The organism is Candidatus Enterococcus ikei (assembly GCF_017316105.1).
GTDB classification, from domain to species: Bacteria; Bacillota; Bacilli; order Lactobacillales; family Enterococcaceae; genus Enterococcus_L; species Enterococcus_L ikei.
In genome coordinates this window covers 38257-61087 of the sequence record NZ_JAFLWD010000034.1, presented here as the reverse complement: position 1 = coordinate 61087, position 22831 = coordinate 38257, and the positions used below count along the sequence as shown (strand labels likewise).

The window sequence follows — 22831 nt, the reverse complement described above, 5'->3', positions numbered from 1 at the left end:
ATTGGAACAGGAACAGCGGATGGTAGCGGCAACTTCACTATTTCAATTCCACAAGGTCAAGCAACAGCTAATGAATCTTTAAACGCAGTTGCAAAATCTGGAGCGGATGAAAGTACGCCAACGTCATTTACTACACCAGCAGATGGAGTAGTGATTGCCCCACCAGTAGTAACCGATACAACAGGTACCTCAGCAACAGGTTATACAGTGACAGGTACAGCAACCGCAGGAAACACAGTTGAAATTCGCAATGCGGGTGGAACGGTAATCGGAACGGGCACGGCGGATGGTAGTGGTAATTTCAGTATTCCAATTTCACAAGGTCAAGCAACAGCAAGCGAGTCTTTAACTGCAGTTGCAAAATCTGGTGTAGCTGAAAGTACTCCCACACCTTTTACGACGCCAGCAGATCCGGTACTTATCGCGGCACCAACAGTAGATAGTGTAACGGGAACATCAGCGACAGGCTATACAGTAACAGGTACAGCGACAGCGGGAAATACCATTGACATTAAAAACACAGGTGGAACGATAATCGGAACGGCTGTTGTGGACCCAAGCGGTAATTATACAGTGACTATTCCGGCTGGCTCTGCAACACCAAACGAACAATTATCTGCAATATCAAAAGACGCCGATGGCAACCAAAGTCCAGCAACAGCCTTCACTACACCAACAGATCCAGTCGTTGTCTCAGCTCCAACAGTTGATAGTGTAACGGGAACAGGAGCAACAGGATACACGGTGACAGGTACAGCGACAGCTGGAGACACAGTAGAAATTAGAAATACAGGCGGAACAGTGATTGGAACAGCGATTGCAGATCAAAGTGGCAACTATACAGTAGTGATTCCAGCAGGCTCAGCGACACCAAATCAACAATTATCTGCAGTAGCCAAAGACGGCGATGGAAATCAAAGCCCAGCTACATCGTTCACGACACCAGCAGATCCAGTTGTAGTTACAGCGCCAACAGTAGATAATGTAGCAGGAACTTCAACGACTGGTTATACGGTAACCGGTACAGCGCCAGTTGGAAGTACAGTAGAAGTTAAAAATACGGGTGGTACAGTTATTGGAACAGCAGTAGCGGATGGAAGTGGAAACTACACAATTACAATTCCGGTCGGAGCTGCAACACCAAGTGAGCAATTGACAGCAACTGCCAAAGATGGTGACGGAAATACAAGTCCAGCAACACCATTTACGACACCAGCAGATCCAGTAGCAGTCACTGCACCAACAGTAGATAGTGTAACAGGAACAGGAGCAACAGGCTATACAGTAACAGGTACAGCCACTGCTGGTAATACAGTGGAAATTAGAAACACGGGCGGTACTGTAATTGGAACAGGAGTTACAGATGGAAGTGGAAATTACACAATTACAATCCCAGTTGGATTAGCAGCACCAAGTCAACAATTAACAGCAGTAGCGAAAGATGGTGACGGCAATACAAGTCCGGCAACACCATTTACGACACCAGCAGATCCAGTTGTAGTCACTGCGCCAACAGTTGATAGTGTAACTGGAAATTCAACTACAGGCTACACAGTAACTGGTACAGCACCAGCTGGAAGCACAGTTGAGATTAAAAATACAGGTGGTACGGTAATTGGTACAGGAGTTGCAGATGGAAGTGGAAACTACACAGTTACGATTCCAGCAGGAGCAGCTACACCTAACGAACAATTAACAGCCACTGCAAAAGATGCAGCTGGTAACACTAGTCCAGGAACTTCATTCGTAACACCAGCAGATTCGGTAACTGTTACAGCACCAACAGTGCAAAGTGTGACAGGGAATTCAACTTCTGGATATACAGTAGTTGGTAAGGCTACAGCTGGTAATACAGTGGAAATTAGAAACACAGGCGGAACCGTTATTGGAACGAGCGTAGCTACTTCAACTGGTGACTACACAATCAATATTCCAACTGGTTCAGCAACAGAGAATGAACAATTAAAAGCAGTAGCGAAAGATGGTGCCGGCAACACAAGTACTGCAACACCATTTACGACACCAGCAGATCCTCCTGTAATCGTAGCTACACCAACTATTAGTAAAGTAACCGGCAGCTCATTAACTGGTTATACAATTTTTGGAACAGCTACACCAGGAAACAAAGTAGAAATTCACAATGCCGATGAGGATCTTTTAGGTCAAGCAATCGTAGGAGCCGATGGAACTTTTGTAATCACTCTTCCAATTGGATTAGCAGTACCAAATGAGCAATTAACTGCAATCGCAAAAGATGGTGACAATAATCAAAGCGCACCTGCTGTCTTCAAATTACCACTAGACCCTATTACAAAAGCGGTTAAACCGCCAACCGTAAATAGTGTAACGGGTAGTTCAACAACAGGTTACACTGTAAATGGAACAGCAGATCCAGATGATACAGTTACTATTTATGGGCCGTCAGGATTATTAGTTGGAACAGGCGAAGTAGATGATGCAGGTAATTACAGTATTAAAATCCCAGTTGGTATAGTATTACCTAACGAGAAAGATACTGCAGTTGCTTTTGATAAAGATGGTAACCGAAGTATTCCAACTGAATTTGTTATCCCAGCCGACGCCGGTACAGGAAATGGTAACGGTAACGGCAACAATAACAACGGTAATGGAAGCAATGGCAACAATGGTAGTTCAACTAATAACGGAAAGACCGGTTTACAAAACCTTGGCAGTTCTCAAAAAAATCTTCCAAATAACGGAGAGATAGTTAGTAATTGGGGATTACTTGGAGCATTGTTGATTGGCGCATTAGGCATATTCTCCTTCAAACGTAAGAATAAAGAAGAAGAATAACGTATTGAATTAACTTTCTATAAGGATGAAACGTGAGGCGGGCAATATCCCACCTCACGTTTTTTTGATTTTAAACATTATGTGCAGTTTTTCCTATAAAGAAACTTTCTTTCTATTCTTTTTTATCGTAAAATGAAGGAAGACAGAATGAAAGGGAGGATATATGCATGCCGATTCGTGTTCCAAAAGAACTACCAGCTATCAAAGTTTTAGAAAAAGAGAAAATTTTTGTAATGGACGAAGATCGCGCCATGCACCAAGATATTCGACCTCTGGAAATTTTAATCTTAAATTTAATGCCAAAAAAAGATGAGACAGAAGTTCAACTCCTGAGATTATTAAGTAACACACCTTTACAAATCAATGTTGAGTTCTTACACATGAGCAGTCATGAAGCCAAGAATACATCTAGTGATCACTTAGACCGTTTTTATCATCAATTTAAAGAGATCAAAGAGAATTTTTACGATGGATTGATTATTACAGGAGCGCCAATCGAGCAGCTTCCTTTTGAAAAAGTTGATTATTGGGAAGAATTGCAAGAGATTTTTAAATGGAGTACCTCCCATGTATTTTCGACTTTTCATATTTGTTGGGGTGCACAGGCAGGTCTATTTTATCATCACAAAATCGATAAACATCTATTAGACCAAAAATTAACGGGAATATACGTTCATGATGTGTTGGCCCCGACTTGGAGTATTTTAAAAGGGTTTGACGATGTATTTTTCGCACCTCATTCCCGATATACAGGTATTGAAAGAAAAGATATTGATGCGACAGAGGAGCTAGAAGTTTTAGTTGAGTCCAAGGAAGCAGGTCTTTTTTTAGTTGGAAATAAAAATAACCGTGCATTTTATGCGATGGGACATTTAGAGTATGATAGAGAAACCTTGCAACAAGAGTTTAAACGTGATCAAATAAAAGGGCTACATCCTAAAATACCTCAAAACTATTTCCCTAATAATAATGTCGATGAATCTCCACAATTACTTTGGCATATGGCAGCATCGTTGTTATTTTCTAATTGGATAAACTATGCAGTGTATCAAAATACCCCTTATAATTTATCAGACTTGTTGAAAATGAATAAATAGTAAATCTAAATAAGCTAAAGCAAACGTAAACTTCGTTTTGTTTTAGCTTATTTTTTACAAATACCTTGGATATTGAAATGCAAGCGCGAACAATCTTTTTATTTTTACAAATAAAAAGATGCTTTCTTGTTCCTTTTTTTGAAAAATAAACGTATTATAAGGAGAAGAAAGGAGAACAGTTAACGTTTAACTAATTCAAACGCATTGATTAGGATCAATAGTAGTTTGATATTATTCGTAAATAGGGTGGTTATTTATTAAAAACAATTAAGTCAATTATAATTGGAGGAATAATTATGAAAATACCTAAAAGGTTTTTGAGTGGGCTGTTGCTGTCAATTCTATTTCTGTTTTCATTTGTACCTGCTTTTGCACAAGAAATCGATGCAATTACGGCACCTACAGGAATAAAAGCGATCATTGTGATCATCCCGTTGATTTTAGTTTTAGTGTTGTTATTTATGAAGGTTGATATGATTATCGCTGGATTTGTCGGTGGGGTATTAGCGATGATCATCGGTGGGATTGGATTAGAGCAAGCGAATAAACAATTATTAGAAACAATTCCAATGATGCTTGGTATTACTGTACCGATCATCAATTCAGCTGTTGCAATGGCTGTTTTTAAATCAGGTGGGTACTCGGCAGCGTTAACGTTAGCCAAAAGAGGAACAAAGGGTAAAGTCGAATATGTTTCAGCATTTATTGTTATTTTGCTAGCCGCAGCAACATATATGTCTGGCATCGGCGGTGGAAGCGCAATGGTTATTGCTCCTTTGGCATTTGTAGCTGTTGGTGCGGTTCCTGAGCTGATTGCAGCGATGTCACTTGCTGCAGCAGTTTCATTTACAACATCACCAGCCTCATTAGAGTCTAGTATTGTTTCTAAATTGGGTGACTTTAGTGTAGCTAAATACGTTTCAGACATGCGTCCGATTTGGTTACTTTTTTGTGCATTAGCAATTATTTTAGCTTTTTGGGGAACCAAACGAAGAAATCTCGGTTTTAAAGAAAATAGTGACGATGAATATGCATCAATGAGTAATAAAGCATTATTTAAATTAACTTTACCTGCCATTTTTTTACTGTTTGCAGTAATATTTGGTCCAGTGGTAAATGATTTGGTTGGATTCCCATTGTTGACGCCTTTAGTCTATATGGTTTTGACATTAGCGTTGATTTTTATTTGTTCAGATTTTACTTTAAATCAATCAGTCGAAGCGATGGTGGATGGGTCAACTTATATTTTAACTCGATTATTCCAGGTTGGTATATTTCTTGCGTTTATTAATATCATCGCTCAAACAGGTACATTCGCTGTGATTGCTGGTATTGCTAGTTCCGCACCAATTATGATCATGGTTCCAGTTGCGATTTTGACAGGAATTTTGATTGGAGTTCCAGCAGGAGCTTATGTAGGTTCTGTGTTAACCTTGGTATTGCCTGTTGCTGTATCATTAGGCTTTTCTTCGATCGAGCTTGGATTAGTAGCGGTTGGAGTGGGATTAGGTAGTCAAATGAGTTTTGTTAACATTACCATGCAAGCGTTATCTTCAGGGTTCCAAATTCCAATTTTGGAGGTCGTAAAAGGGAATGTAAAATGGATCAGTCTAGCTTCTGTTGTATTGATTGCAATTGGATTCTTTATTTAAATAAAATAGATGGGGTGTTTAAAGAATGGATATTTTAATTAAAAAGGCAAGATTAAGTGATAGTGAAGATTTACAAGATGTAGGAATCAAAGATGGGAAAATCATCGCAATTTCAGAAAATTTAACTGATAATGCAGTGACGGTGATTGAAGCGAATGGGCGCGTGTTGATTCCTGGATTAGTGGAAAGCCATATACATTTGGATAAAGCATTAATTGCTGATAGAAAACCAAATAAATCTGGTACTTTGCAAGAAGCAATTAAAGTTACAGCTGAATTGAAACCAACATTTACAGAGGAGGATATTTATCAACGTGCAAAAAAAGCACTAGAAATGATTATTTCTCATGGTGTTACAGCGGTTAGAACGCATGCAGAATTTGACCCAGCTCAAGGTTTTTCTGGATTTAAAACGATTATGAAACTGAAAGATGAGTATCGAGATTTGATCGATATGCAAGTTGTAGCTTTTCCACAAGAAGGAATCTTTAAAGCGCCTGGCACCGAAAAAATGATGTATGAAGCAATGGAAATGGGCGCAGATATTGTTGGAGGCATTCCTTATAACGATGCACCTGCAGACAAACATATCGATCTAGTCTTTGAAATTGCTAAAAAGTTTAATAAAGATATCGATCTACATCAAGATTTCAGCGATGAAGCTACCGATATTTCAATAGAATACTTATGTAAAAAGACGATTGCTGAAAATTATCAGGGAAGAGTTTCTGTTGGACATTTAACAGCACTTCATGCGCTTGAACCTGAGCGCCTAAAAAAAATCATAACACTCATGTCAGAAGCTCAAATCAGTGTTATGGCATTACCGGCAACTGATTTACATTTAGGAGCCAGAAATGATAAATACAATGTAAGAAGAGCGGTAACGCCTATTAGAAAACTGCGTGATGCAGGGGTCAATGTATGTTTAGCGACCAATAATATCCGTAACGCATTTACCCCATACGGAAATGGAGATTTGATGCAAATTGCGATGCTGGCAATTCCTGTTGGTCACCTTGGCGGAGCGGATGATTTACCAACGGTTTTACCGATGATCACCGATAACCCTGCAAAAGCATTAGGTCTTTCAGATTATGGGCTACAAGTCGGGAATAAAGCTGACTTAGTATTATTAGACACAAAAGTTAAAGCAGATGCGATCATTGATATACCTGAAAGAAATTATGTTATTAAAAATGGAAAAATTACCGTTGAAGTAAAAAAAGAAGTAAAAATATTTAAATAATCTATCTAATAACCATCTATAAACAATTTTTATTGTCGTTTATAGATGGTTATTTTAGTTTGGATAGAAAAATAGTATTAGTTACTATAATAATATTATGTAAACTTATTGAAGTGATTAATTATTGTTTGAAGGAATAGAATGAATGAGAAAATATTTTCAACACTTAATTGAGAACACATAATGTAAGGATTACATATGGCAATAAATGACGATATTCTCAATTAAAATAATTAATTGAGAATAAAAAGCTTAAACACTTGTTATTGTATGCGATTATATGATACTCTTTATTATATAATAAATAATATTGGAGGTACATGAAATGAAAGTTATTGTTTTAGGTTCATCGCACGGAGGCTACGAAGCAGTTGAGGAATTATTAAATCTTCATCCGGATGCAGAAATCCAATGGTACGAAAAAGGCGATTTTATTTCTTTTCTATCCTGCGGTATGCAGCTTTATTTAGAAGGAAAAGTAAAAGACGTTAACTCAGTTCGGTATATGACTGGCGAAAAAATGGAGAGCAGAGGAGTCAATGTCTTTTCAAATACAGAAATCACTGCAATCAAACCTGAAGATCATCAAGTAGTTGTGAAAGATCTGTTATCTGGAGATGAACGTGTTGAAGAGTACGATAAATTAATCATCAGCCCAGGAGCGGTTCCGTTTGAATTGAATGTTCCAGGAAAAGAATTAGAAAATATCTATTTGATGCGCGGTAGAAAATGGGCGATCAAATTAAAAGCAAAAACAGTTGATCCAGAAGTGAACAATGTTGTTGTGATTGGCAGCGGATATATTGGTATTGAAGCAGCAGAATCGTTTGCAAAAGCTGGAAAAAATGTGACAGTTATCGATATTTTAGATCGACCTTTAGGCGTTTATTTAGATAAAGAGTTCACTGATGTTTTAACAGAAGAAATGGAAGCTAACAATATTAAGGTCGTAACAAACGAAACGGTTCAAAGCTACAAAGGTGATGGACATGTTCAAAAAGTTGTAACAGACAAATCAGAATACGAAGCTGATCTTGTTGTTGTAGCAGTTGGAGTACGTCCAAATACTGGCTGGTTGAAAGACACATTAGAACTACACCCTAATGGCCTAATCAAAACAGATGAATACATGCAAACAAGTGTTGCTGATGTCTTTGCAGTGGGTGATGCTACATTGATCAAATACAATCCAGGTGAAACAGAAGTCAATATTGCTTTAGCAACTAATGCAAGAAAACAAGGCCGTTTTGCAGTGAAAAACTTAAATGGTCCAGTAAAACCATTTCCTGGTATTCAAGGTTCATCAGGTTTAGCTGTCTTCGATTACAAATTTGCTTCTACAGGTATCAATGAAGAAATGGCTAAGAAATTAAATAAAACAACTAAGTCTGCTTTAGTCGTTGAGGATTATTTAATGGACTTCAACCCTGATAAACAAAAAGCTTGGTTCAAACTTGTATATGATCCTGAAACAACACAAATTTTGGGCGCTCAATTGATGTCAAAAGCTGATTTAACAGCTAATATCAATGCAATCTCTTTAGCAATTAAAGCAAAAATGACGATTGAAGATTTAGCTTATGCTGACTTTTTCTTCCAACCATCGTTTGATAAACCTTGGAATATTATTAATACAGCTGCATTAGCGGCAATGAAAAACGAACAATAATCTTTAATTTAAAAAGACTTCAGAGAAGAAATTTTCTGTCGTCTTTTTTTAATAGGGCAAAAATGGTATTATTTAATTAAATAACTTGAAGTGGTGGAGATTTTGATGACAATTATACTAAAAGAAATGACTGCAACTGATTACGAAAAATATCTATCATTTGCAATTAAAGATTATGCGCAAGATAAAATTACAGCGGGAACTTGGAATCCAGAAGAGGCAATCAGCTTAGCGACGAAGAGCTTTAACGAACTTTTGCCTGAGGGGAAAGAAACTAGAAATGAATTTCTTTATGCTATAGAAGAGGATTCAATTGATCAAAAGGTTGGATTTCTTTGGGTGCATTTAAATAAAACTCCTTATGATTCCAAACTATTTATTTATGATTTTATCGTGTTTGAAGAATTTAGAAAACTAGGTTATGGAAAACGAACAATCTATGCTCTTGTTGAGAAAGCTAAAGAAATGGATGTATCACAAATTGATTTGCATGTATTTGCTCACAATAAAGGAGCGATTCATTTATATGAACAAACAGGTTTTATAGCGACAGATATTAGCATGTCAAAACAAATAAAGTAAAAAGTCTTAAACTAAAAAGAAGTGCATTATGTGCCAGCATCCAAGTACAGAAATCATGATGGAGTTAATTAGAAAACAATGTCAGATCATTCCATTCACGCTACAATTGTCAATGAAAAATCAGAGATTATTGCTATCGGTAAAACGACAGCTTCTCAAACAAATGACCCTGCAGCACAGGCGGAGATTAATGCAATCAGATCAGCATGTGAACTGTTAGAGACTGTTACGTTGCCAACTGGATATTGGCCTTACTTAACAGTCGAACCTTGCCCGTTGTGTTCATCAGCTATCATTTGGAGTGGCATTGATGGAGTTGTATACGCTAACGATTCCAGCTTTAGGGGTTATTAAGTGTAGAACCATGTTAGAAGAGGCGATGATATCCATCAAGTAGAGTTGATTGAGAATTTTATGTCAGATGAAATAAAAGACTATTTCATTAGATCCGAAAATGACTAGGAAAGCAAAAAGACTTTTAGAGTTGTGTGAGAAAAAACGAGTTTTAAAACGAACAGTTGTAAAGAAGTCACAATATGGAAATACAGATAACAAAAACTAATGTGTTGCTAACTGAAGTTGCCAAGGGTGAAAAAGACTTTTTGGTAAAGCGGGGTTATTGAAAGTTGAGAATTAGTCTTTATTAGACAACGCAAATTTGTGTTAGCGTCAAATATTTGATTGATTATTTGAAGTCCGCATGTCTCATGTCTATAATTCATAAAAAAATGCTAAAAAGTTCAAAGAAAATTAAGAGTATATGCGCGAAGAAGTGCGTTTCATGATTAAAAAACTAAAATAGGAAAATCCTGACGCTCTGGATAATGACTTACTGAATGATTTCTGGTATAGTCACGAGATTAAAAAAAGTCTACAACAAACAGGTATTCCTAAACGTAAACGAAAATACGAATTAAGGTCGAGGTTCAATTAAGGTTCATAACTACTTTGTATAATGTATATTATGTTAACTAGTATAAAATTATTTTTTTCATAACTGATTCTCCCTAATTATGACTCTTCCCTTATCTTCAAAAAAACTCAACCACGCGTCAATTCGCTTTGCGGTTGAGTTTTTTTAGATCCGTTAAACATAGAAATAAATACATAAACCATTAACACTATAATAAGAATCAATGCTATCAATAAAGGCTTAACATTCGCACCTTTTTTCTTTTCCCAGCTATAGGTAGCTTTTTTAGATTTGTTGCCGAAAATAGCAATGAATACTAAAATTAAAACACTGATTAACAGAATCTCCATTATAAGACCTTGCTGGATTCTTATATCATTAATAAATGTAAATCCTAAAACTTCCATTAAACGATCGCTCTCCTTAACCTTTTCTTTCATTTTAGCATATATAGATGTCAGAAAGAAGGATTAAAAGACATGTTATAGTATTGGAGATAATAAACGTGAAAAGTTTTGTTTAAAACGTAACCAATGGGACTGTTCTTGAACCATTTTATCAGTCAATAATTGACTCTCTGTCATGTCATTTTCAAAGATTTGTGTTAATTTCCAAGCAATACGTGTGTCGTAGATAAAAGTACTTACTTCAAAATTCAATGCGTAGCTTCTTATATCTTGATTTGTAGTGCCGACCATGCAAATCTCGTTATCGATGATCATTGTTTTCGCATGTAAAAAACCATTTTGATACATATAGATCTTAACGCCTCGTTTGTGCAGGTAGTTCGCATAATACTGAGTTGCACGATAGATAAATGGATGATCCGGCATGCATGGAATCATAATACGTACATCGATCCCTGAACGTACAGCAATCAATAAAGCGTTGATCATACTATCATCAGGAATTAAATAAGGAGTTTGGATCCAGACTGATTTTTCAGCAGAAAGGATCATTTTGATAAACCCGCTTTTCAAAATTTCCTCTTCAGAATCGGGTCCGTCAGAAACAACTTGTAACGCTAAGTTTCCGAGTTCACTGTCATCAGCAATTTGGAAATAGTTTTCTAAATAATCCATTTTATGTGAGTCGTGTTGTACAGAAGCGTTCCAGTCCATGATAAAAATCTCTTGTAGTGAGAAAACAGATGTTCCAACTAAACGGATATGCGTATCTCTCCAGTAACCGAATTTCTTACTTTCGCCTAAATATTGATCTCCTACGTTGAATCCACCAGTCCACCCTATTTTCCCATCGATCACGACAATTTTACGATGCAAATGATAATTTAAGCGTGTTTTACTGATCATATTTTTAGAAGTAATAAACGGCGCTACTTTTCCACCTAAGGCAACAAATTTGGCAAAAAACTTTTTGTTTGCTCCAGGAGAACCCCAAGGGTCATAAATCAAATGAACGGCTACACCCTCTTTGACTTTTTCTCCTAATAAATCTAAAAACTGATTCCCTATACGATCGTTAAAAAAAGAATAATATTCGACATGAACTGTTTCTTTAGCCTGTCGGATATCTTCGAATAAGGCATCAAACTTTTCTTTTCCATCAGTATAAATTTTTAGACTGTTCCTCTTGCTTAATGGTGAAGAATCCATATTTCTAAAGTATCTGTTTAACACACGTGCATCGGTTAGCAAATTAATATCTAATTTACCGTCTGATTTTAGATTATCTTCATCAACCTTTTTTTTGAGTTCGGTAATTTTTTCTTTATCATAAGACGTCAAATTAAAGACTTTTTGTCCATTGATGCCACGTCCGCAAAAAAGATAAATGATAAATCCGATACCTGGTAAAAATAGTAATGTCATGATCCATGCTAAAACACTCGAAATACTTCTTGGTTTTCTAAAAACAGTAATCAATGCTGCTGTCGTATTTAATAACAATAACCCCAAAAGTATGATGATAAAAATTCTCATCTGATTTCATTTCTCCCTTAAACTACATAATATACTGATTATAGCAAAAACTATTGGTTCATCCAACAAATAACAATTTATATCATAAAAAAACTGAAATATCGACCAGATTTTTGTTTTTAATTTAACATAAGACTTTGCTTTTCATTCCTTATAACTAAAATTCTATTTTATTTTATCTTTCGCTATTTTAATTCTCATAATGTTGTACTATAATATGCTGAACTGTTTAATGAAAAGAGGAATTATTAAAAATGGATATTAAAATGCTTGTCACAATTTTTGTGGTCAATTTTTCTTATATCACACTGAACACGATCCGCTTTATGCTTACAATGAAAGGTTATCGACTCATTGCTCCTCTAGTTAGCATGGCAGAGATCACGATTTATGTCTTAGGTTTGAGTATGGTGCTTAATCGTTTGGATAATCCGTTGAATCTGGTCGTTTATGCACTTGGTTATGCTGTAGGTATCAGTGTTGGAATCAAGATCGAAGATTATTTAGCTTTAGGCTATATTATGGTTACAGCCATTCTTCCTTCTTCTACAGAACAGCTGAATTTGCCTGAAATACTAAGAGAACATGGTTACGGAGTTACTCAGAGTTTTGGTGTAGGTCGCGAAGGTGAACGGATGATTTTAGAGATTCTTTCTCCTCGGAAAAATGAGCGTAGTTTATATAAACTAATCAACGAAAAAGAACCTAGAGCCTTTATCATATCTTATGAACCTAAGTTTATTTCTGGAGGATTTTGGACAAAAAAAGTGCGGAAAAGAAATAATTGATTAAACAACACTACTTGATTCATAAGCTTCAAGTAGCGTTGTTTTTAATTGCATAAATTAGTTAACATAATAAAATTATAGACAACCGATTAACGTTTGAAATAACTAAATGAGTTTATTTGTGTTAAACAATCATCAAATAAACTACAGTATAATTGCTTTTTGAAAAATAGACGTTGATTTCTATTTTCAATTGTTGCCCATAATGCACATAACTCTACTTTAAGTTGCTCTAATATTTCTTGAATAGCTTCTGATGGAGCATCTTTTTCGATCATTGGAACCGCAAGAATCAGCTTCCCCTCTTCACTTTTCTTTAAATCTTGGGTCAATAACAATGCTTCTTGGAAAATATTTATTTTCTTTGATACAGACTTGTTTCGTTTAACTGAGCGAAGCAATTTTTGAACTTGTGGGATAAAGTAATTGAGATCCACGTCGCCAATCAGCTTTTGTAAGGGTTCAAACTGTTTCGGTATCGCCTGACCTTTTGAAAGTAAACTAAAGTAGTTTGCTAAATCGAATGGCATTTGATTTTCTCGGAAAATTGAAACAAAGTGCAGTGTGCTGTCCCCTACTTCTACTTTATTTAAAAAGTTAGGTGAGTTGTTCAAAGAATGATCTACACCAAAAAAATAGTCTTCAGTTTCTTCATCGAAAAGCACTGCCCACAACCACTCGCCAAATATAAAATAACTTAGGTTAGCGTCTTCTTCTATGATTCTATGGATTGATGTTGTTATTGAATTAGGAACAGTTATTTGGAACGTACGTTCAGAATAGATTGGAAATGTTAACGTGTATCTTCTGTTTTTTCGTTCAAGTAGATTGTTCTTAATCAACTTGTCTAGATATAGCTCTATATTGCTATCTGTTGGAATATCTGTCTTTATTTGACGCAACATTACTTCTTGTTCTTTTCGTTCAAAAAAGTAAGTCACTAGTTGCTTAAGCAATGGATCAGAGACAAGCTTATTTAAGGGTTCTTGATGGCTAGTTGATCCAAAATAATAAGTTACATTTTCCAAAGTTCAGTCACTCTTTCTTGTTATAAATAATAGTAAAAACCACGGATGGCCTCTTAATTGCTCACCTGTGGTTTTTACTTAAAGATGTGTAATTAGCTGAACGCTTCAGTTAATTGAGGTACAACTTGTTTTTTACGAGAAACAACACCATTTAAGAATGCTCGGTTATTTTCTAAAGTCACATTAAATGCAGCTTCTACTTTATCTAATGAGTCTCCGATAACTAATAGTTCAGAATCGCTATTTAAAATATTAGTGACGATTAAAACGAATAAATCATAACCGTTCGTTGCGTTTTCAACCTTCATTGCAGCTTCTAATTCTGATTGACGGCTTAGGACTTCATTTAGATCTACTGTGTTTACTTGTGCGATGCGTACATTTTTTGTTCCCATTGGGAAGCTTTTAGCATCTAAATCTAATAATACTTCAGCAGATTTATCACTTAAATTTGTACCAGCTTTTAACATATCTAAACCATAGCCATCTAAATTGATTTCTGCGATATCCGCTAATTCATTTGCTGCATCAATGTCTTCTTGGGTACAAGTTGGTGATTTGAATAGTAACGTATCAGAAATAATTGCTGATACCATCATTCCTGCGATGGGCTTAGGAACTGTGACATTGCTTTCTTTAAATAGTTTTAAAACGATCGTGCTTGTGCAACCTACAGGTTCTGCTCGGTAATACAACGGATCAGCTGTTTCAAAGTTAGCGATGCGGTGATGATCAACAACCGCTAAAATATTTAATTCGGCGATATCAGAAATACTTTGTTGAAATTCATTGTGATCGACCAGCATTACTTGGTTCGTTTCTCCTGCTGCGCTTTCAACTACTCTTGGCGCATCTACGTTGAAATAATCTAATGCGTACTGAGTTTCCTCACTTGGCGTACCTAAAGCAACTGCTTCGGTATCTTTACCTAGTTCCTTTTGTAAATAGGCGAAGCTAATTGCTGCTCCTATTGCATCTGTATCTGGATTTTGGTGTCCAAAAACAAGAATTTTTGACATAATCATGATTCACTCCTTCTTTTTCTTCATTATTAATAATAACAAAAAATAGAAAAGAAACAACAATAATTGCCGCTCTTTTCTATTTTTATAAACTATCTTGTTGCATACCCTTGATAATCTTCAACATGAAGCAGTTTCTTAGCGTTTGTTACACGATCATCTTTTGGTGGTTCGATCCCTTCAAGTGGATAGTCTAATCCTAATTCGTCCCATTTATATTTACCCATTACATGGTATGGTAAAACTTCGACTTTATCGACGTTTTTTAATGTTTTAATAAATGTATCTAATCGAATCAAGTATTCATCGTAGTCACTGCGTTCAGGTACCAAAACATGACGAATCCAAACGGGTTTTCCGATTTCAGAAAGATATTGCGCCATTTCTAGAATGTTTTCATTTCCTAATGAGGTTAATAATTTATGTTGTTCATTGTCGATATGTTTAATATCAAATAACAACAAATCAGTGTAATTCATCAGCTCTTGAAATTGACTGAAAAATGGTTCTTCTCTTGTGAATGGTTTACCACAAGTATCAATGGTTGTATGTATTCCTTTTTCTTTTGCCTTTTTAAATAAGTCTGTTAAAAATTCTAATTGTAGTAAAGGTTCGCCTCCGCTGACTGTGATTCCACCTTTTTCACCCCAATAAGAGCGATATTTAATGGCTTCTTCTAATACTTCATCCGTTGTGACTTCTCGCCCGCCAGAACCGATCTTCCAAGTATCAGGATTATGACAAAATTGGCAGCGCATGCGACAACCTTGTGTAAATACGATGAAACGAACGCCGGGTCCGTCAACGGTTCCGAAATTTTCTGTAGAGTGAATTCTACCGATAACAGGAGTTGTCATTGTTTGTTCCCCTTTTCTTTTAAAAAAAGGGCTGACACGAAGTCAACCCTTCAGTTGTTTGTTTATTATAGTCTGTCGTGTGAAGTTCTTGAGATAACGTCTGCTTGTTGCTCAGGAGTTAAATCACGGAATTTCACGGCATATCCAGATACACGGATTGTTAAGTTAGGGTATTTTTCTGGATGAGCTTGTGCATCTAATAATAATTCGTTTGTGAACACGTTAACGTTCAAGTGATAACCACCTTTATCAAAGTAGCCATCCATTACGTTACGTAAGTTGTCGATTCTTGTATCATCATCTTTACCTAAACCATTAGGGTTGATTGTTTGTGTATTAGAGATTCCATCTAATGCACTTGTATATTCTAATCTAGCTGTTGAGTTAAGTGATGCTAAAAGACCATTTTTCTCACCTAAGAATTTACCATCTTGATAACTTGGGTTAGCACCAGGTGCTAATGGTTTACCCGCACGACGTCCGTCTGGTGTATTACCAGTTGCTTTACCATAAACAACGTTTGAAGTGATTGTTAATAATGATGTTGTAGGTTTCGCATTACGGTATGTGTGTTGACGTCTGATTTGAGTCATGAAGTACTCAAGGATCCAGTTAGCCATTGCATCTGCTTCTTCATTGTCGTTACCATAAGTTGGGAACTCATTTTGAGGAACATAGTCAATTGCTAAACCGTCTTCGTCACGGATTACTTGTACATTACCATGTTTGATAGCCATTACTGAGTCAGCAGCATGTGAAATTCCTGCAATACCAGTAGCAAATGTACGTTGTAAGTTACTTTCCATGAAGGCTAATTGAGCTGCTTCATAAGAATATTTATCGTGCATGTAGTGGATAACATTTAAAGTATTTACATACAATTCAGCTAACCAATCCATAATATCTTTGTAACGATCGATAAATTCGTTGTAGTCTAAAGTATCGCCAGTCATTGGACGGAACTTAGGAGCTACTTGCATTTTCGTTTTTTCGTCTACCCCACCATTGATTGCATAAAGGACAGCTTTTGCTAAGTTCGCACGAGCACCGAAGAATTGCATATCTTTACCCATAACTGTTGCAGATACACAACATGCGATTGCACAGTCATCTGATCCCCAGTTAGCGCGTAATAAGTCATCATTTTCAAATTGGATTGATGAACTTTGTTTCGCAATTTTAGAAGCGAATGTTCTAAATCCAACTGGTAAATGTGAAGAGTATAACACAGTTAAGTTAGGTTCAGGAGATGGACCCATGTTTGTTAATGTGTGTAAGATACGGAAATCACTCTTAGTTACTAATGAACGTCCGTCTAATCCCATACCAGCGATTGATAATGTTGCCCAGATTGGGTAACCAGAGAATAATTGGTTGTATTCAGGCGTACGAGCAAATTTAACCATACGTAATTTCATGATCAAGTGGTCGATCATTTCTTGTGCTTCAAATTCAGTGATCAATCCTGCTTCCAAATCACGTTGAATATAGATATCTAAGAATGCTGAAATACGTCCGATAGACATTGCTGCACCATTTTGTGATTTGATAGCACCTAAGTAACCAAAGTATAACCATTGGATTGCTTCTTGAGCATTTGCTGCTGGTTTAGAAATATCGAATCCGTAAGTTGAAGCCATTTCTTTAAGATCAGCCATTGCTCTGATTTGTTCAGAAATTTCTTCTCTTAAACGAATAACATCATCTGTCATTACTTTGTTACCTGTATTGCTTAAATCTTTTTTCTTTTCAGCGATTAAGAAGTCCATACCATATAATGCGATACGACGATAGTCACCGATGATACGGCCACGACCATAAGCATCAGGAAGGCCTGTAATGATTTTATTTTTACGTGCTGATCTCATTTCAGGTGTGTAAGCATCGAAAACACCTTGGTTGTGAGTTTTTCTCCACTCTGTGAAAATTTTAGACATCTCAGCGTCTACTTCGTAACCATTTGAAGTTAAAGAATTATTCGCCATGTTGATTCCGCCAAATGGCATAAATGCTTGTTTCAACGGTACGTCTGTTTGTAAACCAACGATTGTTTCTTCTTCTTTGATTAAATATCCTGGTTCATGTGAAGTTACTGTTGCAGGAATATTTGTGTCCATATCGTACACACCATTTTTTTCATGTTGTACTTCAAATAATTCCTGTAATTTAGTCCATAATTTGTCAGTGCTTGGCGCGATTGGCTCTAGGAAAGAGTCATCACCTGTATATTCAGTGTAGTTTCTTTGAATAAAGTCACGTGTGTCTACTGATTTTTGCCATTTTTCGCCTTTAAAGCCTTTCCATTGCTCCATTTTGGGGCCTCCTTAGTATGCTGAAATCTATTGTAACAGCTTTATGTGATTAGTATAACACAACACGACTTTTATGCAAGTGTTTCCTTACTATATTTTGAGCGAATTACTTGTTTTTTGAATAAAAAATCGTACGAACGCCTATTTAAAAGCGTTTATTCTTTGTGATTAGTTGTACTAAGTTATTTTCAAACGAAGTTGAAAGTAAGAAATCTGTTATACAAAAAGAGGTATCTGTACTAGTACAGATACCTCTTTTTGTTAATTCTATAGAACAGGAGGAACGATCAATTCGATTCCACATCAGTTTTTGCTTCTAATTCCGCTGTATGCATTTCATGAACTTCTAGAATTTCACCATCTTGTTTTTCATCAAGCATAAATGATCCATTTGATGTCCGGTCGTTTATTGGGTACTTCTCTGAATCAATGGTGTATTGTTTTCCATTTTGAGTAGTAACTAGTAATTCTAAAGGACTACTCTCGGACATAAAGGTGACACGATGAGGATTCTTTTTCAACTCGCGTAGAATCATTAAGCCACGTTTTGCTCTACCAAGTTGAGTTAATTCTTGTGCTAACATCCGTTTGATACTTCCACGTTGGGTCAATATCACAATAGGTGTATCTCCATCTTCATGGACAAGCAAGCCATTAACTACATAATCTTGATCTTTCAAGTTCATCGCTTTTACTCCAGCGGCTTTTGCCCCAACAACTGGGACTTCTTCTAGCGGATAACGTAAACCAAAGCCACGATGACTTACTAAGAAGACATCTAAAACTTTTTGCTCATTTGTTAAATAAACATTTACGATTTCATCTGAATCAGATTTTAGCTTCATACAATTTGTTGGTCGGCTCTTATAAGTTCTCCAAGGTTCAAAGTCGGTCATTTTGCTTTGTTTGATCATACCTTCTTTTGTCATGAAGACAAAAGTTTTTGTTGGAGACAGTTCTTTATAGGTGTACACAGCGATGATCGATTCATCGATTGATAGATTTAGAATAGTTTGTGAAATATGTTCACCTATTTCCTTCCATCTTAAATCAGGAAGTTCATGAACGGGTCGATAAATCACATTTGCCTTGTTCGTAATCAATAGAATATGGTCTAGCGTGTTGACTTCACCTGTATAGAGTAAGAAGTCCCCTTCTTTCATGCCAACCTCTTCAGGTTTAGAAGCACTATATGAACGCAAACTGCTGCGTTTAATGTAGCCTTCGTGTGTCACTGTCACAACCACGTCCTCTTGAGCAACTAAAACTTTCGTGTCGATCTTGATTTCTTGGATTTCATCTTCGATCTTTGTTAGTCGCGGATTCCCGTATTGTTTTTTGACTTCACGCAATTCTTTTTTCATTACATTGAATAGCTCTTTTTCGTCACTTAGAATTCTTGTCAACTCAGTAACCAGTTGATTTAATTCTTCTGCTTCTTTTTCAAGCTGAGTAATATCAGTATTCGTTAAACGATATAACTGTAAAGTAACGATCGCTTCGGCTTGTTCTTCGGTAAATGCGTAGGCTTTGACTAAATTCATCTTAGCATCTTTTTTATCTTTACTACCACGAATTGTTTCGATTACTTTGTCTAAAATCGATAAGGCCTTGATCAATCCAGCAACGATATGCTGACGTCTTTTAGCTTTATTCAATTCAAATTGGCTACGGTTAGTGATTACTTGCTTGCGATGAGCAATATAGCTATCTAAAATCCGTTTTAGACCCACTTGTTGTGGTGTCATATTATCAATAGCAACCATGTTGAAGTTGTAATTGATCTGTAATTCAGTATTTTTGAAAAGATAGTTTAAAATCCCTTCAGCATTTGTATCTTTTTTCAATTCGATTGCAATCTGTAATCCAGTACGATCACTTTCATCGCGGACTTCAGCGATACCGTCAATTTTTTTGTTTAAACGAACTTCATCCATTTTTTTAACTAAAGTTGCTTTGTTGACTTCATATGGAATTTCAGTCACAACGATTTGTTGCTTACCGCCTTTTAAAGGTTCGATTCTTGTTTTTGAACGAAGAATGACTTTTCCTCGACCGGTTTCATAAGCTTTTTTAATTTCTTCTTTCCCTTGTAAAATTCCACCTGTTGGGAAATCTGGTCCTGGAATAAACTCCATCAATTTATCTAATGTCGCATTTGGGTGGTCGATCAAGTAAATCGTACCATCAATAATCTCTGATAAATTATGTGTAGGAATTTCTGTTGCATAACCTGCTGAGATCCCTGTTGAACCATTCACGAGTAAATTAGGGTATTTAGCAGGTAGAACAGTTGGTTCTTTTTCAGTATCATCGAAGTTCCAAACGAAATCGACTGTTTCTTTTTCGATATCTTTTAATAGTTCTCCGCTTAACTCAGATAAACGAGCTTCCGTATAACGCATTGCAGCTGGCGGATCGCCATCCATACTTCCGTTATTTCCGTGCATTTCAATCAATACTTGGCGAAGTTTCCAATCCTGACTTAAACGAACCATCGCTTCGTAAATACTGCTGTCACCATGGGGATGGTAATTCCCCATGATATTTCCGACAGATTTTGCGGATTTTCTAAAACTTTTTTCAAAAGTATTTCCATCTTTATTCATGGAAAATAGAATTCTACGTTGTACAGGTTTTAACCCATCACGAATATCAGGTAGGGCCCGTTCTTGAATGATATATTTGGAATATCTTCCAAAACGATCGCCCATTACTTCTTCAAGCGTTAACTCTTGAATATCTTGGCGTTTTTCCAAATTCGTCACTCCCTACTCTAAATCGAATAAACTGATTTCTGCCGCTTCTTCTGCTGCATTTTTACGTTCAGTTTCTTCTTTTTTTTCTTCATCTAGTACTTCATTTGAAATGGATGGGGAAATCTCTGTTTCGCCATCTTTTCGATCTAAAATACTGCCATCTTCTTCCAAGGTGAATTGGACGTGGCGTTCAATCCATTTTCTTCTAGGTTCTACTTTATCACCCATCAGTGTCGTTACACGGCGTTCTGCTTGTGCCGCGTCATCTATTCTAACTCGGATCAATGTACGTGTCTCAGGGTCCATTGTGGTCTCCCACAGCTGATCTGCATTCATCTCACCCAAACCTTTATAACGTTGAAGCATATAGCCTTTGCCGACTTGTTCTGTAACATTAGATAATTCTTCATCGGTCCAAGCATATTCTGTTACGGCTTTTTTACCAAGTCCTTTTGATACTTTATAAAGAGGTGGTAATGCAATGTAAATTTTGCCTGCTTCGATCAAAGGTTTCATGTAACGATAAAAGAATGTTAACAGCAAGACTTGGATGTGTGCACCATCGGTATCCGCATCGGTCATGATAATGACTTTATCGTAATTACAGTCTTCAATTGAAAATTCTGGTCCAACACCTGCACCTATTGTATAGATCATCGTGTTGATTTCTTCATTTTTCAAAATATCCTGCATCTTCGCTTTTTCAGTATTTAAAACTTTCCCTCGCAAAGGTAAGATCGCTTGGAATTTTCTGTCGCGTCCTTGTTTTGCTGAACCGCCGGCAGAATCTCCTTCGACTAAGTATAATTCATTTCTTTTAGGATTACGTGATTGTGCCGGGGTTAGTTTACCAGATAAAAGTGATTCGCCTTTTTTCCGCTTTTTACCATTTCGGCTTTCTTCACGAGCTTTGCGGGCTGCTTCACGAGCTTCACGAGCTTTGATTGCCTTACGGATCAATTGTTGGCTCATTTCGCTATTTTCTTGTAGATAAAAGCCCATTTGTTCACCGACAACGTTGTCAACTGCATTACGTGCCATTGGCGTTCCAAGTTTTTCTTTTGTTTGACCTTCGAATTGCAATAAGTTTTCCGGAACACGGATCGATAATACTGCTGCTAGTCCTTCACGGAAGTCACTACCTTCGAGATTTTTATCTTTTTCTTTTAACAAACCGACTTTTCTTGCGTATTCATTGTAGGCTTTTGTCATTGAAGATTTCATGCCCACTTCATGAGTACCACCATCTTTTGTTCGTACGTTATTTACGAATGAAAGGACATTTTCTGAATAGCCGTCATTATATTGATAAGCAAGTTCTACTTCAATTCCGTCTTTTTCTCCTGAAAAATAAACAACGGGTGTTAAAGTATCTTTTTCCTCATTAAGGTAGGCGACAAATTCTTTGATTCCTTCATCATAATGAAAGATTTCTTCTTTTGGTTCTTCCCCTCTATGGTCTGTTAGAGAGATTTTAACACCTTTTAATAAGAATGCAGATTCTCTTAGGCGTTCTGCTAATGTGTCATATGAAAAATGTATAGTAGAAAAAATAGTCTCATCCGGAAGGAAAATTACAGATGTTCCATTCTTTTTATTCGTTTTTCCGACTTTTTTTAAGGTTCCGACAGGTCTTCCACCGTTTTCAAAGCGCTCCATATATTCGACACCGTCACGGACGATTCGAACTTCTAACCAACTAGATAGTGCATTAACGACGCTGGCACCTACACCATGCAGTCCTCCAGATGTTTTATATCCACCTTGTCCAAATTTACCACCAGCATGAAGAACTGTGAAAATAACTTCTACAGTGGGGATTCCAGATGCGTGCATACCGACTGGCATTCCTCGGCCAGAATCGGTGATTTTGATGCTATTATCTTTTTGGATCGTCACGCTAATCTCATTTCCGTAGCCAGACAATGCTTCATCGACTGCGTTATCAACGATTTCATAGACTAAATGATGTAATCCGCGGCTGTCTGTGGAGCCGATGTACATTCCTGGTCTTTTTCTTACAGCTTCCAATCCTTCTAAAACCTGGATGGAGGCGTCATTGTATTCATTGTTTACTTTTTTCGCCAAAGAAAAAACTCCTTATACTTGAATTATAGGGCTTTTCGCCACATCATTACAATAATAC

16 protein-coding genes are annotated in these 22831 nt (G+C 36.6%); 8 read left to right on the top strand and 8 right to left on the bottom strand.

All coding sequences use genetic code 11. From position 1 onward, the window contains the following. From JZO69_RS13300 to JZO69_RS13270, 7 genes are all read left to right on the top strand, one after another. Nucleotides 1-2814, top strand: a 2814-nt coding sequence (locus JZO69_RS13300; protein ID WP_207113351.1) for an Ig-like domain-containing protein, incomplete at its 5' end; no start/stop codon positions are given. Nucleotides 2815-2981: 167 nt separating this feature from the next. Beyond that, entirely contained in the window at nucleotides 2982-3911 is a 930-nt protein-coding gene (gene metA / locus JZO69_RS13295) for a homoserine O-acetyltransferase MetA (RefSeq protein WP_207113350.1), read from the top strand. A gap of 296 nt (nucleotides 3912-4207) precedes the next feature. Further along, a complete protein-coding gene (locus JZO69_RS13290; protein ID WP_207113349.1) occupies nucleotides 4208-5563 on the top strand; it encodes a citrate transporter in 1356 nt (451 codons plus the stop codon). A gap of 25 nt (nucleotides 5564-5588) precedes the next feature. Further along, a complete protein-coding gene (locus JZO69_RS13285; RefSeq protein ID WP_207113348.1) occupies nucleotides 5589-6812 on the top strand; it encodes an amidohydrolase family protein in 1224 nt (407 codons plus the stop codon). Between the two features lie 325 nt (nucleotides 6813-7137). Next, entirely contained in the window at nucleotides 7138-8481 is a 1344-nt protein-coding gene (locus JZO69_RS13280) for an FAD-dependent oxidoreductase (protein ID WP_207113347.1), read from the top strand. Nucleotides 8482-8586: 105 nt separating this feature from the next. Further along, nucleotides 8587-9063, top strand: a complete 477-nt coding sequence (locus JZO69_RS13275; RefSeq protein ID WP_207113346.1) for a GNAT family N-acetyltransferase — start codon at nucleotides 8587-8589, stop codon at nucleotides 9061-9063. A gap of 78 nt (nucleotides 9064-9141) precedes the next feature. Then, a complete protein-coding gene (locus JZO69_RS13270; protein WP_242586832.1) occupies nucleotides 9142-9417 on the top strand; it encodes a nucleoside deaminase in 276 nt (91 codons plus the stop codon). A gap of 687 nt (nucleotides 9418-10104) precedes the next feature. On the opposite strand, the gene JZO69_RS13265 is transcribed toward JZO69_RS13270, so the two are convergent. Next, entirely contained in the window at nucleotides 10105-10383 is a 279-nt protein-coding gene (locus tag JZO69_RS13265; protein WP_207113345.1) for a hypothetical protein, read from the bottom strand. 75 nt (nucleotides 10384-10458) lie between these two features. Beyond that, nucleotides 10459-11919: a cardiolipin synthase gene (gene cls / locus JZO69_RS13260; RefSeq protein WP_207113344.1), complete on the bottom strand. Its 1461-nt coding sequence runs from the start codon at nucleotides 11917-11919 to the stop codon at nucleotides 10459-10461. A 254-nt stretch (nucleotides 11920-12173) separates the two neighbouring features. On the opposite strand from cls, the gene JZO69_RS13255 reads away from it, so the two are divergent. Further along, nucleotides 12174-12707: a DUF2179 domain-containing protein gene (locus JZO69_RS13255; RefSeq protein WP_207113343.1), complete on the top strand. Its 534-nt coding sequence runs from the start codon at nucleotides 12174-12176 to the stop codon at nucleotides 12705-12707. An 89-nt stretch (nucleotides 12708-12796) separates the two neighbouring features. On the opposite strand, the gene JZO69_RS13250 is transcribed toward JZO69_RS13255, so the two are convergent. The 6 genes from JZO69_RS13250 to parE all read right to left on the bottom strand — a co-directional run bounded on the left by JZO69_RS13250 (nucleotide 12797) and on the right by parE (nucleotide 22773). Then, nucleotides 12797-13735: a DUF1803 domain-containing protein gene (locus JZO69_RS13250; protein WP_207113342.1), complete on the bottom strand. Its 939-nt coding sequence runs from the start codon at nucleotides 13733-13735 to the stop codon at nucleotides 12797-12799. A gap of 92 nt (nucleotides 13736-13827) precedes the next feature. Next, on the bottom strand, nucleotides 13828-14754 hold the full coding sequence (locus JZO69_RS13245) for a manganese-dependent inorganic pyrophosphatase (RefSeq protein ID WP_207113356.1): 927 nt from the start codon (nucleotides 14752-14754) through the stop codon (nucleotides 13828-13830). Between the two features lie 95 nt (nucleotides 14755-14849). Beyond that, the gene (pflA, locus tag JZO69_RS13240) at nucleotides 14850-15614 is read right to left on the bottom strand and encodes a pyruvate formate-lyase-activating protein (RefSeq protein WP_207113341.1); all 765 of its coding nucleotides are present in this window, start codon (nucleotides 15612-15614) and stop codon (nucleotides 14850-14852) included. 65 nt (nucleotides 15615-15679) lie between these two features. Next, entirely contained in the window at nucleotides 15680-17926 is a 2247-nt protein-coding gene (gene pflB / locus JZO69_RS13235) for a formate C-acetyltransferase (protein WP_207113340.1), read from the bottom strand. Between the two features lie 287 nt (nucleotides 17927-18213). Further along, a complete protein-coding gene (parC, locus tag JZO69_RS13230; RefSeq protein WP_207113339.1) occupies nucleotides 18214-20685 on the bottom strand; it encodes a DNA topoisomerase IV subunit A in 2472 nt (823 codons plus the stop codon). Between the two features lie 12 nt (nucleotides 20686-20697). Further along, on the bottom strand, nucleotides 20698-22773 hold the full coding sequence (gene parE / locus JZO69_RS13225; protein ID WP_207113338.1) for a DNA topoisomerase IV subunit B: 2076 nt from the start codon (nucleotides 22771-22773) through the stop codon (nucleotides 20698-20700). Between the last annotated feature and the right edge of the window lie 58 nt (nucleotides 22774-22831).

Excerpts from the sequence above, each read along its gene's own strand:
- JZO69_RS13280 (WP_207113347.1), top strand. The coding sequence starts at position 7,138 with ATGAAAGTTATTGTTTTAGGTTCATCGCACGGAGGCTACGAAGCAGTT.
- JZO69_RS13255 (WP_207113343.1), top strand. The coding sequence starts at position 12,174 with ATGGATATTAAAATGCTTGTCACAATTTTTGTGGTCAATTTTTCTTAT.
- cls (WP_207113344.1), bottom strand. The coding sequence starts at position 11,919 with ATGAGAATTTTTATCATCATACTTTTGGGGTTATTGTTATTAAATACG.
- JZO69_RS13245 (WP_207113356.1), bottom strand. The coding sequence starts at position 14,754 with ATGTCAAAAATTCTTGTTTTTGGACACCAAAATCCAGATACAGATGCA.
- JZO69_RS13285 (WP_207113348.1), top strand. The coding sequence starts at position 5,589 with ATGGATATTTTAATTAAAAAGGCAAGATTAAGTGATAGTGAAGATTTA.
- pflA (WP_207113341.1), bottom strand. The coding sequence starts at position 15,614 with ATGACAACTCCTGTTATCGGTAGAATTCACTCTACAGAAAATTTCGGA.
- JZO69_RS13275 (WP_207113346.1), top strand. The coding sequence starts at position 8,587 with ATGACAATTATACTAAAAGAAATGACTGCAACTGATTACGAAAAATAT.
- metA (WP_207113350.1), top strand. The coding sequence starts at position 2,982 with ATGCCGATTCGTGTTCCAAAAGAACTACCAGCTATCAAAGTTTTAGAA.
- JZO69_RS13290 (WP_207113349.1), top strand. The coding sequence starts at position 4,208 with ATGAAAATACCTAAAAGGTTTTTGAGTGGGCTGTTGCTGTCAATTCTA.
- JZO69_RS13265 (WP_207113345.1), bottom strand. The coding sequence starts at position 10,383 with ATGGAAGTTTTAGGATTTACATTTATTAATGATATAAGAATCCAGCAA.
- JZO69_RS13270 (WP_242586832.1), top strand. The coding sequence starts at position 9,142 with ATGTCAGATCATTCCATTCACGCTACAATTGTCAATGAAAAATCAGAG.
- pflB (WP_207113340.1), bottom strand. The coding sequence starts at position 17,926 with ATGGAGCAATGGAAAGGCTTTAAAGGCGAAAAATGGCAAAAATCAGTA.